Origin of the sequence: Aquisalimonas sp. APHAB1-3 (assembly GCF_048323695.1) — a bacterium.
Taxonomy (GTDB): Bacteria; Pseudomonadota; Gammaproteobacteria; order Nitrococcales; family Aquisalimonadaceae; genus Aquisalimonas.
The window spans coordinates 1-12,463 of sequence record NZ_JBLWFT010000016.1 but is presented as its reverse complement, the minus strand read 5'-3'; the positions used below and the strand labels follow the sequence as shown (position 1 = coordinate 12,463).

The 12,463-nt window shown below is 68.2% G+C and carries 10 protein-coding genes; 6 read left to right on the top strand and 4 right to left on the bottom strand.

Annotated features, from left to right (window positions below):
- Positions 1-115 precede the first annotated feature (115 nt).
- Genes ACNSTU_RS15980 through ACNSTU_RS15965 form a run of 4 tightly spaced genes read right to left on the bottom strand, consistent with a single transcriptional unit; the run spans position 116 to position 3,460 of the window.
- Positions 116-556 carry a VOC family protein gene (locus ACNSTU_RS15980; protein ID WP_290633435.1) on the bottom strand — a complete coding sequence of 147 codons (441 nt, stop codon included), beginning with the start codon at positions 554-556 and terminating at the stop codon, positions 116-118.
- 4 nt (positions 557-560) lie between these two features.
- Positions 561-1,820 carry an MFS transporter gene (locus tag ACNSTU_RS15975; RefSeq protein WP_290637885.1) on the bottom strand — a complete coding sequence of 420 codons (1,260 nt, stop codon included), beginning with the start codon at positions 1,818-1,820 and terminating at the stop codon, positions 561-563.
- Positions 1,817-3,070: a threonine ammonia-lyase gene (locus ACNSTU_RS15970; RefSeq protein ID WP_290633430.1), complete on the bottom strand. Its 1,254-nt coding sequence runs from the start codon at positions 3,068-3,070 to the stop codon at positions 1,817-1,819. The genes ACNSTU_RS15975 and ACNSTU_RS15970 overlap by 4 nt, the downstream gene beginning before the upstream one ends.
- Before the next feature lie 3 nt (positions 3,071-3,073).
- On the bottom strand, positions 3,074-3,460 hold the full coding sequence (locus ACNSTU_RS15965) for an acyl-CoA thioesterase (protein ID WP_290633428.1): 387 nt from the start codon (positions 3,458-3,460) through the stop codon (positions 3,074-3,076).
- A gap of 134 nt (positions 3,461-3,594) precedes the next feature.
- Between ACNSTU_RS15965 and ACNSTU_RS15960 the strand changes: the two genes are divergently transcribed.
- The 6 genes from ACNSTU_RS15960 (at position 3,595) to ACNSTU_RS15935 (ending at position 12,190) form a co-directional block, all read left to right on the top strand.
- Positions 3,595-4,785 carry a S1C family serine protease gene (locus ACNSTU_RS15960; protein ID WP_290633426.1) on the top strand — a complete coding sequence of 397 codons (1,191 nt, stop codon included), beginning with the start codon at positions 3,595-3,597 and terminating at the stop codon, positions 4,783-4,785.
- Positions 4,786-4,815: 30 nt separating this feature from the next.
- Positions 4,816-5,850 carry a glucosaminidase domain-containing protein gene (locus ACNSTU_RS15955; RefSeq protein WP_290633424.1) on the top strand — a complete coding sequence of 345 codons (1,035 nt, stop codon included), beginning with the start codon at positions 4,816-4,818 and terminating at the stop codon, positions 5,848-5,850.
- A gap of 81 nt (positions 5,851-5,931) precedes the next feature.
- Positions 5,932-6,999, top strand: coding sequence for an efflux RND transporter periplasmic adaptor subunit (locus tag ACNSTU_RS15950; RefSeq protein WP_290633422.1), 1,068 nt, complete (start codon positions 5,932-5,934; stop codon positions 6,997-6,999).
- A 27-nt stretch (positions 7,000-7,026) separates the two neighbouring features.
- A complete protein-coding gene (locus ACNSTU_RS15945; protein ID WP_290633420.1) occupies positions 7,027-10,197 on the top strand; it encodes an efflux RND transporter permease subunit in 3,171 nt (1,056 codons plus the stop codon).
- Positions 10,198-10,208: 11 nt separating this feature from the next.
- Entirely contained in the window at positions 10,209-11,141 is a 933-nt protein-coding gene (locus ACNSTU_RS15940) for a YihY/virulence factor BrkB family protein (protein ID WP_290633418.1), read from the top strand.
- Complete coding sequence (locus tag ACNSTU_RS15935) at positions 11,138-12,190, top strand: Glu/Leu/Phe/Val dehydrogenase dimerization domain-containing protein (protein WP_290633416.1); 1,053 nt, start codon at positions 11,138-11,140, stop codon at positions 12,188-12,190. The genes ACNSTU_RS15940 and ACNSTU_RS15935 overlap by 4 nt, the downstream gene beginning before the upstream one ends.
- Positions 12,191-12,463 lie beyond the last annotated feature (273 nt).

Here is a 12,463-nt window from a genome sequence, read left to right as displayed (position 1 = left end):
CCGGATGTCCCGGTTATTCGGGTTATTCGGGTTATTCGGGCGTAGGCCGGACCTTCAGGTCCGGCGCCCACCCGTTCCGGCATACCCGCCCGGCCAATCCGTAACGCCCATGGGGCTACCAGGTCCCGACGTTCTCCATGGACTTCCACGGCTCCTGCTCCGGCAGCGGGTCGCCCTTTTGCAGCAGCTCGATGGAGACCCCGTCCGGCGAGCGCACGAACGCCATGCGGCCGTCGCGGGGCGGGCGGTTGATGGTGACGCCGGCGTCCATGAGCGACCGGCACAGAGCGTAGATGTCCTGGACCCGATAGGCCAGGTGGCCGAAGTTGCGGCCGCCGTCCAGCTCTTCCGGATCCCAGTTCCAGGTCAGCTCGATCATGGGCGCCTTGTCCTCCCGGGCCCGTTCCGCGTCCTCCGGCGCCGCCAGGAAGATCAGCGTGAAGCGGCCGGCTTTCACCTCCCTGCGGCTGATTTCCACCATGCCGAGTTTGTTGCAGTAGAAATCGAGGGAGTCGTCGATATCGCTGATCCGGACCATGGTGTGCAGGTATTGCATGGTGTCATGCCTCGGGTTGTCGTGAGTTGTTCCTGTCGGCGGCGGGCTGCGAGGGCCGGCGGACGCCGGCGCGGCCGCTGCGCAGCCCCACTGCGATCACCATACCCGCCGCCAGCAGGGTGAGACCACCCAGGCCGACCATGGTCTGCCGCAGGCCGATCCAGTCACTGGCAGAGCCCACCCCAAGCACCACCGAGGCCATGGTCAGGTAGGCCAGCACGTAGAAGCTGGAAACGATCTCGCCCCGGCGTTCCGCCGGTGCCTCGCGACTGACCGTTGCCACCGCGCCGATGGCCGTGACGCCGGCCCCGAACGCCGTGGTGACCGTGCCGAGCGCGAAGACCAGCGGCGAGACCAGCACGATGCCGGTGACGCAGATGGTCATGCCGGCCGCCAGGAGAATGGGGCCGAACAGCAGCGTCTGCCGCGGCTCCTGACGCCGGGCAGCGAACTGACCGATGCCGGCCACGAGCTGGAACGCGGCGGCATAAAGCCCCGCCAGCGCGCGATTGTCGATAGCCACCAGCTCGGTCGCCAGCGATGGCCCCAGGGACGCGTACAGGCTGCCCGCCGACCAGGACAGGCACATGGCGGCACCGGCGAACAGAAAGCTGCCGAGAATGGGGCGGGGCACGGACAGACGCGTGGGCCGCCAGTCCCGCAGGCGAAAGCCGGGCCGCTTGCGGCCGATTCGCCGGGGCCAGCGTACGGATACGAGAAGGACGGCCGTGGTCAGTGCCAGGCAGCCCACCACCATGAACGGCGTGACCAGCGGCCAGAGATCCAGGTGCAGCAGGGCGGAGCTGAACAGCGGCCCGGCCGTGGCACCGGCCGTGAAGGTGAGCGCCGAGATGGCCGCCGCGCGCACCCAGTTGTTGTCGGGATCCAGCTCCACCAGGGCCGCCGTGGCGGTGCCGGTGACGATCCCGGTGCCCACGCCGGTGAGCAGGCGGCCGGCGCCGAGCCAGTAGATGTCGGCGGCCACGGCGAACACGATGCTTGCCGCCGCGATGCAGAGCAGGCCGGGCACCAGCACTTCGCGGCGGCCGGCCAGGTCCGACAGGGCGCCGATGGTGGGCAGCATGGCGATGACGCCCACCACGTACACCGCAAACACCGCCGTCAGCGCCGTGGACGTGAAGCCCCAATGCACCTGCCACACCGCGTACAGCGGCGTGGGGACGTTGCTGGCGAAAATTGCCGTGAAGATGGCGAGAACGGCGGCCAGACTTGCCAGTCGCCGACCGTGTCGGCGCCGCCTCATGGCGTACTGCGCCGTTCGTCCGGGTGCATGTCAGGGTGATCCGCCCGGTCGGGCAGCACGGGGTCGTAGCCGTGGTCGCGCAATGCCTGGATCAGCTCCCGGGTGTGATCGGCACCCAGGGTCTCCAGGGTGGTCTCCACCTCCACCGCTCGCAGGGGTAGATCGGTGAACTGGCGCTGATGCGCGATCTGGATGATGCCGGCGTTGTGGTCGGCCAGCACCCGCGTCAGGTCCGCCAGGGCGCCGGGTACATCCGGCACGCCCACGCGCACCCGCACCACACGGTCGGTGCGCACGAGGCCGCGCTGGATTACCGATGACAGGGGCAGCAGGTCGATGTTGCCCCCGCACAGCACGGTGCCCACGCGCCGGTCGCGGAATCGCTCCGGGTGCGCCAGGATCGCGGCGAGGCCGGCGGCGCCCGCGCCCTCCACCACCGTCTTCTCGATCTCCAGGAGCAGGAGAATGGCCTGCTCCAGGTGCGCTTCTTCCACCAGCAGGATGTCGGAGACCAAGTCGCGGATCAGGGGCAGGGTGCGCTGGCCGGGCACCTTCACGGCGATGCCTTCGGCAATGGTCGCCGGCCCCGTGGACACGGGATCGCCGGCGATGGCCTGTTTCATGGCCGGAAAGCGGCTGCTCTGCACGCCGATGATTTCGATGTCCGGCTTGATCGCGCGGGCGGCGACGGCCATGCCACCGATAAGGCCGCCGCCGCCGATGGGCACCACCAGGGTATCCAGGTCCGGTACGGCCGCCAGCATTTCCAGCGCAATGGTGCCCTGGCCGGCAATGACGTGGTCGTCGTCATAGGGGTGGACGAACACATGACCGCGTTCGGCGGCGAGGCGCTCGGCGAAGGCGCCGGCCTCGGCGACGCCGTCACCTTCCAGCCGCACGTCGGCGCCGAAACGGCGCGTGTTGGCGACTTTCATGTTCGGCGTGTGCCGGGGCATGACGATGGTTGCGCCGATCCCGAGCCGGCTGGCGTGGTAGGCCAGTGCCTGGGCGTGGTTGCCCGCGGACATGGCAATGACGCCCCGCGCCCTTTCCTCCGGCGAAAGTGCCAGCAGGCGATTCAGCGCGCCGCGTTCCTTGAACGCCGCGGTGAACTGGTGGTTCTCGAACTTCAGGTACAGCTCCGCGCCAAGCATGGCCGAGAGAGTGCGGGAGCGGTCGCAGCGGGTGCACTGGATGCTGCCTTCGAGCTTCCCGGCCGCTTCGCGGATGGCGTCGATGGTGACTGTCACGGATCAGTCCTTGACCGGGCGCGGCCGGCCGTCGGCGTCAAGGGCCACGTATGTGAACAGGCCTTCGGTGACCAGCAGGCGTTCACGCTGCTGGTCACCGGCGCGCAGGACCCAGGCCTGCACATCCACGGTCATGGAGGTGCGGCCGACGCGGTGCATGCTGGCGTAGCAGCACAGCACGTCGCCCACGTACACGGGCAGGTGGAACTTCATGGATTCCACCGCCACCGTGGCGACCCGGCCCCGCGAGTACTCGGCGGCAAGCAGGCTGCCGCCCACGTCCATCTGTGACAGCAGCCAGCCGCCGAAGATGTCGCCCGACGGGTTGGTGTCCGCCGGCATGGCCAGGGTGCGCAGCATGAGATCGCCGGTCGGGGTGTCCGCGGCCATGGCGTGCTCCTGTTCAGTGGGTGTGCCGTTATCCGTGATTGTAACGGAGTGGGGCGGCGGGAGCGTCACCGGGAGTTGCAATGCGGCGCCAGGTTCGTGACCCTGAGTGGACCGTCGGCCAAGGGCCACCCCGTATGGTTTTTCCATCATCCGCCTGCCGCGCGCTGCTTGTTGCGGCTTGCGTGCTCGCTGTTGCGGGCTGCGCCACCACCGAGCCGCCCCGGCCGGCGCCGGAGCTGCTGGATCGCGTGCCGTTTCCGTTCACAGAAGGCGTACCGCAGGAGCGTCCGCAGCCACCGCTGCGTGCCGATGGGCTGCAGGACGACGAGATCAATACCGTCAGCGTCTACCGCGACCGGATCCGTGGCGTGGTCAACATCACCACGCTGAGCGCCTATCGCACGCGGTTCGGCCGGCCGTTCCCGGATTCCGGTACCGGTAGCGGGTTCATCATCGATCAGCGCGGGACGGTGGTCACCAACCACCACGTGGTCGAGCGCGGTCAGCGCCTGATCGTGACGCTCTACGACGGCAGTCTCTACCGCGCCGAGGTGGTGGGCACGGATCCGGAGCTGGACCTGGCGGTGCTGCGGTTCGACCCCCAGGGCCGCGAGCTGACGACACTGCCCCGGGGCAGGAGTGACGAGCTGCAGGTCGGTCAGAGCGTGTACGCGCTGGGGAACCCGTTCGGGCTAGAAGGGACGCTGACCACTGGTGTGGTCTCGGCACTGAACCGCCCCGTGCAGACGGGCTCGGGATTCATCATGCGGGATCTCGTTCAGACCGACGCGGCCATCAACCCCGGCAACTCGGGCGGTCCGCTGCTGGATTCGCGCGGGCGGGTGATTGCCGTGAACACCATGATGGTCTCCCCCGGGCCGGGCAGCGTCGGCATCGGCCTGGCGGTGCCGGTGAACGCCGTGGACCGCGTGGTCGGGCAGATTCTCCGCGAGGGGCGCGTGACCCGGGGCTGGATCGATGTGCGCGGGCTGGCGTTGACCCCGTCGCTGGCGTCAGCCGGCGGGCTGCCCGTCCGCCAGGGCATTCTGGTGACGCATGTTCAACCCGGAAGCGAGGCGGAGGCAGCTGGCCTGCGCGGCGGTGACAGTCGGCGCCAGGTGCGTCACGGGCCGCACCGTGTGCCCATGGGCGGCGACGTGATCGTCGCCGTCAACGGCGAGCCCACCACAAGCGTCGCCGAGCTGTTCGCGAGCCTCGAAGCAACGCAGCCGGACGACGAGGCCACGGTGACCGTATTGCGGAACGGTGAGCGCCGGCAGGTGACCATCACACTGAGTGCCCGGCCGGGCACGCAGGGGAAATGACCAGGCGGCCGATGCCGCGGGAGGATTGAGGTGACACAACAAGGTTCCGGGTGGTTGGAGCGCGTGACCGAGCACCGGCGCTGGGTTCTGGCGGGCATGGTTGGGCTGGCGGTGCTGTTGGTACTGGCTGGCTGGTCGTTGCTGCAGAGCGACGAGACCCCGCCGCCGGCCGGGTTGCTGGAGCGCGATGAGGAACTGCCCGAGGAGATCCCCGAGCTGCCGGCGGACATCACCTACGATGAGCGTCAGGATGTACTGCCGCCGCTGGTGGAGCTTCGCGCCGGCTCGGCCGACGAGCTGGGGGAGGCCTTCGCCGCCGTTGATTACGAATGGCCGCCGGGATCCACCGTGCCCGCGGTGTCGGTGCGTGCATTCCCGCCACTGGGCGACCTCACCGTGGACGAACGCAAGTCGCTGTTCTTCCGCTCACTGTTGCCGCTGGTGGTCGCGGAGAACCAGATCATGCTGGCCACGCGCGAGCGGATCCAGATGATCTTCGCCGAGGGTGAAGTGGCACCGGATTCCCGCGAGGCAAGGCTGCTGCAGACGCTGGCGGAGCGCTTCCGCGTGGATGGAGATCCCAACAGCGCTGCCTTCCGGGAGGAGTTGCTGCGCCGCGTGGATGTGGTACCGACCGACATGGCCCTGGCCCAGGCGGCCAACGAGAGTGGGTGGGGCCAGTCGCGGTTCACCCGGGAGGCGAACAACCTCTTCGGCGTGTGGACGTGGCATGAGAACCGCGGCATCGTGCCGGAGCGACGCGCCGCGGGGGCGACGCATTTTGTGCGCGTGTTCCCGAACCTGCGAGCCTCGGTGCGCAATTATCTCTATACCATCAACGTGGGTGACGCCTACAGCGGCCTCCGGGACGTTCGGGAGCAGGCCCGGGCCGACGGTGGCGGACTCTCCGGCATGCGTCTGGCGACGGGGCTCGAACGTTATTCGGAGCGGGGCGCGGCGTACGTCGAGGAGATCCAGTCCATGATCCGGACCAACGATCTCGCGGAACTCGCCGGGCTGGAGCTGACGCCGGTCGAGGCGACCCGTTTGCTCGGCGAGCAGTGAACCTGTCTGCCGTCCCGGTGACCAAGGGCCAGACGCGTCTGAATGGCGGGCATTCAGAGCGTTAGAGGGGGGCAGCCAACCATGCCGGGACCGGGCATCGCGACCCGCACCATTCCGCTCTGTCTGGTCATCCTGGCGGCGATGGTGCTGGCGGCGTGTGACGACGCGCCGCAGCAGGCCGAATCCGAGGAGCAGCAGCGTACACCCGTGGCCGCGGTGGAGATGGAGCCGCGCGACCTGTCGCGCCGACTGTCCGTGTCGGCCACCGTGCAGCCGCGGGTGCAGATCCGGCTGGCCAGCCGGGCGAACGGAACGTTGGAAGAGGTCGGCCCGGAAGTCGGTGATCGGGTTGAGGCGGGCGACGTGATGGCACGGCTGGACGTTTCCGAAGAGCAGGCGGAACTGGCCCGCGCCCGGGCCCAGGAACGGGATGTCCGCAGCCAGTACGAACGTACCCGCGAACTCAACGAGCAGGGCGTTGCCAGCGCGGCGCAGCTGCAGCGCGACGAGGCGGCCGTGCTGGTGGCGGAGAGCGAGCGCCGACTGTGGGAGAGTCGCGTGGCGTTCGGGCGGGTCGAGGCGCCCCGTGACGCCGTGGTTACCGCGCGCTACGTGGAGCCGGGCGAGGCGGTGGATGCCCGGCAGACCCTGTTCGAACTGGCGGTGATGGACGAACTGGTCATGCGACCGGGCGTGTCCGAGCGGGATGTCGTGCATCTCAGCGCCGGCATGTCCGTCCCCATCCGGCTGGACGCCATGCCGGGGCGTGAGTTTACCGGCGAAGTGCGCAGAGTCTTTCCCATGGCGTCCCATGACAGCCGGCTGGTCACCGTCGAGGTGTCGCTGCCCGCGGATGCCGCCGCTGACGGTGTGCGGCCCGGGTTCCTGGGGCGGATGCGCATGGCAATTGACCGGCGCGATGACGTGCTGGTCGTGCCGGCCGATGCCATTAGTGACCGGGACGGGCGGCGGTTCGTGTTCGTCATCGAGGACGAGCGCCTGGTGGAGCGGGCGGTGGAACCCGGCATCTCCCGCGGCGAGTGGACGAAGATCCGCGACGGGCTGGAGCCGGGCGACGTGGTGCTCGCCAGCAACCCCGGCGATCTGCAGGACGGTGACGCCGTGCGCATCGTCACCTGGCGGGACTGACCCGCCGCCACGAACAGGTAGTACGCCATGGAACGCATCACCCGGCACCGTAGAAGTCCGGCCAATGCCGCCATCCGCAGGCCCATCGGCACGCTGGCGCTGGCGTCGGTGGTGTTCGTTCTGGGGCTGTTCTTTCTCGATCGACTGCCGGTGGATCTGCTGCCCCATGTGGAGTACCCGCAGATCCGGGTGACCGTGAACTACCCGGGCGTGGCGCCGGAAGTCATGGAGGAGCAGGTCACACGCGTGCTCGAGCGCGAGCTCGCCGCCACCGAGAATCTGGTCACCATCGACAGCCGCGCCTCCCAGGGGCGCACCAACGTCAACCTGTTCTTCGAGTTCGGCACCAACCTGGACGTGGCGCTGCAGGATGCCTCGCGCCATCTGGAGCTGGCCCGCACCCAGCTGCCGCCCGACATCGAGCCTCCGCGGCTGTACAAGTTCGACGCCTCCCAGGACGCGGTCTGGCAGGCCGGGTTCAGTTCCAGTGTGCGCTCCGAGGCGGCGGTGCGGGACTGGGTGGACAACCAGCTCGTGCCCCAGTTGATCGCCATCCACGGCGTCTCGGGGGTGGAGGCCGCCGGCGGCATGGTGCGCGAGATGGAGGTGATCGCCGACCAGGCGCGCCTGCGCTCCTACGGGATGGGGTTCGATGATCTGCTGGATGCTCTGGCGCGCGAGAACGCCGACATCGCCGCCGGTTGGGTCACCTCCGACTCCTTCGACGTGATGGCGAAAACGGACGGGCTGTTCACGTCCGTGGACGACATCCGCAATGTGCTCCTGCCCATGCCGGGCAACAATGCCCAGCATGTGCCCATCACCGATGTGGCGGAGGTGCGCGACGGCTTCCAGGAGCAGCGCGTGCTCGCCCGCCTGAATGGCGTGTCCGCCGCCCAGGTGTCCGCATTCAAGCTGCCTGCGGCCAATACCGTGGAGGTGGTCGACAGCCTCAACGACACCATGGCCGGCCTGGAGCGCTCGGGCTTCGTGCCGGAGGATATTCGCTTCCAGACCACGCGCGACCCGGCGTTCTTCGTTCGTGGCGCCGTCACCGGCGTCGCCACCGCGGCAGTGCTCGGCGGTACCCTGGCGATGCTGATGGTGCTGTTCTTCCTCGGCAGCCTGCGCAAGGCGTTCGTGATCGGGCTGTCCATCCCCATCGCCATCATGGCCACGTTCGCCATGATGGGCGCGGGCGGGCTGACCCTGAACATCATGAGTCTGGGCGGGCTGGCCCTGGGTGTCGGCCTGCTGCTGGACAACGCCATCGTCATGCTGGAGAACATCTCCCGCCATCGGGACAAATTGGGCAAATCCGCCAGGGATGCCGCCCACGACGGCTCCCGGGAGGTGATTTCCGCCATCACCGCCGGCACGGCCACCAACCTGGCGGCGGTGCTGCCGTTCCTGTTGATCACCGGCGTGGCGTCGCTAATCTTCCGGGAGCTGATCCTCACCATCTCCTTCGCCATCGTCGCCACGCTGGCCGCCGCGGTCACGCTGGTTCCCATGCTGGCGGCGGTGCTTGGCGGCGTCCGGTTCCGTAGCCATCTGGGCGACACAGCCCCGTTCCGGGGCTTTAACTGGCTCATGGATCGCACCCGTGGGGGCTACCGCCGCGTGATGCCGTGTATCCTGCGCTGGCGTTGGGGCGTCATCGCCAGCGCGGCTGTGGCCATGGCCGCAGCCGTGCCGGTCTTCACCGACCTGGGCAACGAGTTCCTGCCGCAGGTGGATGACGGCAACGTCAACGTGCGCCTGTTCCTGCCGCCCGGCACGTCGCCCCGGGACACCGACGCCGCCAAGCGCCTGGTGGAGGAGGAAATCCAGGCGATGCCGCACGTGGAGAGTATGTTCACCATCGTTGGCGGCCACTTCAGCGGTGGCATCATCAACGAGCGGCCATCCACGGCACGCAGCCGGGTGCAGCTGGCGCCGGCCGGAGAGCGGCCGGACATGCCCGCCGGCCGGTGGGTGGAGGACGCACAGCAACGGCTGGAGGCGCTGGACATCCCCGGTGCCCGCATCAGCGTGCGGCCGCCGCGCATTGACGGGCTGCGGTTCGCCACGCGCGGTGACGATCTGATGATCGGAGTCATGGGAGAGGATCTGGAGACCATGGGCGCCGCGGCGCGGGAAATTACCTCGCGGCTGGAGGGCATCCCCGGCCTCGAAGGCGTCGAGCTCAGCCGCGAAGACGAAAGCCCCATGCTCAATGTGCGGGTGGACCGGGAGCGGGCGGCGGACCTGGGGTTGCGCGTCTCGGATGTGGGGCAGTCCGTGCGCAATGCCGTGGACGGGGCGGTGCCGACCCAGTTCATGACCCGCAACCAGGAGTACGACGTGCGCGTGCGCTTGCCCCGGGACGAGGTCCAGGACATCGAAACCCTCGGCGAGCTGCTGCTGTTCCGGCACAACGGCGAACCGATCCAGCTGCGGGATGTGGCCGAGTTCCGTATTGGCGACAGCCCGGCGCACATCGAACGTGAGAATCAGAACCGGCTCGTGCGGGTTGGCGGCGACATCAACACCGACGTCAACGATGTGGGCAGCGTCATGGCGGAGGTGGATGCCCGACTTGAGGGGCTGGATTTGCCCGAAGGCTACAGCCTGATCTACGGCGGTCAGTGGGAGACCATCCAGGAAACCAACAGGGAACTGGGAACGGTGATTCTGCTGGCCGTGTTCCTGGTGTTCGTCGTGCTGGCGGTCCAGTACGAGCGGCTTAGCAATCCGCTGGTGATCATCAGTGCGGCGCCGCTGTCGATGATCGGCGTCACCGCGATCCTCTGGGCCACGGGGACAGTGGTCTCCGCGCCAGTGCTCATCGGCATGATCCTGCTGATCGGCATCGTCGTGAACAACGCCATACTGCTGGTGGAGTACATTGAACTGGGGCGTCGAAACGCCGGGCTGTCCGTTGCGCGGGCGACCGTCGCCGCCGGTGGGCTGCGCCTGCGGCCGATTCTGATGACTACCCTGACTACGGTGCTGGGCATGACGCCACTGGCCGTGGGCATGGGCGCCGGGACCGAGATCATGCAGCCCCTGGCGCTGACGGTGATCGGCGGGCTGCTCATGGGCATGCTGCTCACGCTCGTGGTCGTGCCCTGCCTCTACCTGGTCATCGACGATGCGGCCGCGCGGCTCAAAGCGTGGTTGACCGGGCGGGAACGGCCACTCGCGACCGCTTAGGAGGAACAGATATGCCCCTGGCTGCAGGCCGCTTCTGGTTCACGGTGCTCAAGGACACGGTCCAGCTCTGGCTGGACCGCAACGCCTTCGCTTACGCGGGCGCGTTGGCGTTCTACACCCTGTTCTCCCTGGCGCCGGTGATGATCATCGCCATTGCCATTATTGGCGTGGTGCTGGGGCAGGACGCTGCTCAGGGGCAGATCGTGGGGCAGCTCGAAGGAGCCATCGGCGCCGATGCGGCCGAGGCGGTGGAACAGGCGGTGGCGGCGTCGCGCCTGGAGCAGGCGGGCTGGCTGCCGACCGTCATAGGCGTGGCCGCCATGCTGGTGGGTGCCACCACCGTGTTCGCGCAGATGCAGCTCTCCCTGAATGCCATCTGGGGCGTGGTCGCACGCCCCACTCGCAGCGGGCTGCTTATCCTGGCGAAAAACCGGCTGTTGTCCCTGGCGGTGGTGCTTGCGATCGGTTTCGTGATGTTGGTGTCGCTGCTGGTCACAGTGGTTCTGCGGGCGCTGATCCGCTTTGCCGAGGAGTGGCTGCCGGTGCATGCGAGCATTGTCGGCATGACCGAGTTCGTCCTGTCTATGGCGTTGATCACCGTGCTGTTCGCCATGATCTTCCGCATCCTCCCGGATGTGGTGCTGAGGTGGCGGGAGGTGCTTCCGGGCGCGCTGGTGACAGCCGTGCTGTTCGTAGTGGGGCGGTACGTCATCGCCACCTATCTCACGCTCGCGGCACCGGCATCGCCCTACGGGGCGGCCGGCTCGCTGGTGTTGTTGCTATTGTGGGTGTACTACTCATCGTTGATTCTGCTGTTCGGTGCCGCGTTCACCAAGACCCTGCTGCTCGAGCGCGGTGGACGGGTGATGCCGCGGAACATGGCGGTGTGCGTGCGCAGCGAACTGGTGGAGGAGCCGAGTACGACTGGGGACGGACGCCCGTGAGCATTTTTGAACACCACGAGTTCGACGGCCACGAGCAGGTCTGCTTCGGCCACGATCCCGAGTCCGGCCTGCGCGCCATCATTGCCGTGCACAACACCCGATTGGGACCGGGCCTGGGTGGCCTGCGCATGTGGCCCTACGAGTCGGAGGGGGCCGCGATCACAGACGTGCTCCGGCTCTCCCGCGGCATGACCTACAAGAACGCCATGGCCGGCCTGGCCCATGGTGGCGGCAAGGCGGTGATCATCGGCGACCCGGCAAGCGACAAGACCCCGGCGCTAATGCGCGCCATGGGGCGGTTCATCCAGCGGCAGTCCGGGTGCTACATCACCGCCGAGGACTCCGGCATCAGCGTGCCGGATCTGCAGACGCTGGCGCAGGAGACCCCATTTGTCACCGGTGTCATGACCGCACGGGGGCCGGATGGCGAAGTGCTCACCGGCGACCCGTCGCCGGCGACGGCGCTGGGTGTGTTCACGGGGATCCATGCGGCAGTCCGCCACGCCTTGCAGCGGGACGAGCTGGGCGGCCTCAGGGTGGCCATCCAGGGCCTCGGCAGCGTGGGCTACCGGTTGGCCGGGCACCTGCACGAGGCCGGCGCGACGCTGGTGGTGAGTGACATCAATCCGGCAGCCGTGGAACGCGCCGGGGCGGCCTTCGGTGCCCGCGTGGTGGATGTCGACGCCATCCACGCCGAACCAGTGGACGTCTACGCGCCTTGTGCCATGGGGGCGGCCATCAATGACCGCACCCTTCCCGAGTTGCAGGCCCGCATCGTCGCCGGCGCCGCCAACAACCAGCTCCAGCGCCCGGATCACGGCCGCGCCCTGCACCGACGCGGCATCCTCTATGCGCCGGATTACGTGATCAATGCCGGGGGCGTCATCGACGTGGGTGCTCAGTGGGGCGATTACGATGCCGCTCAGGTGCGCGAGCGGGTGCTTGCAATCGGTGACACGCTCGATCAGGTGTTCCGCGAGGCCCGTGACACCGGTGAACCACCGGAGGTGATCGCAGACCGCATCGCCGAACGCCGTTTCCGGGCGTAACCAGGGCCACCGAACCGTAGGGTGGACGTTCACGTCCACCTCCCGAAGGCATGGTAGACCCTCGGTGGCTATGACAGGCCCTAAGAGCCATGGTGGACCTGAAGGTCCACCCTACTGGTTTCAGAACGCTTTTGGCCTGGTTCAGGCGTAGATACCGTCTTGCGGGTCAAGCGGTAGACCCCGTAGGGCGGACCTTCAGGTCCGCCATCCCGGGCCCCCCATGCCGGTTGGCCGTCAGGCCAACGCGGGGTCGTAAGGGCGCTGGTTTTTGAT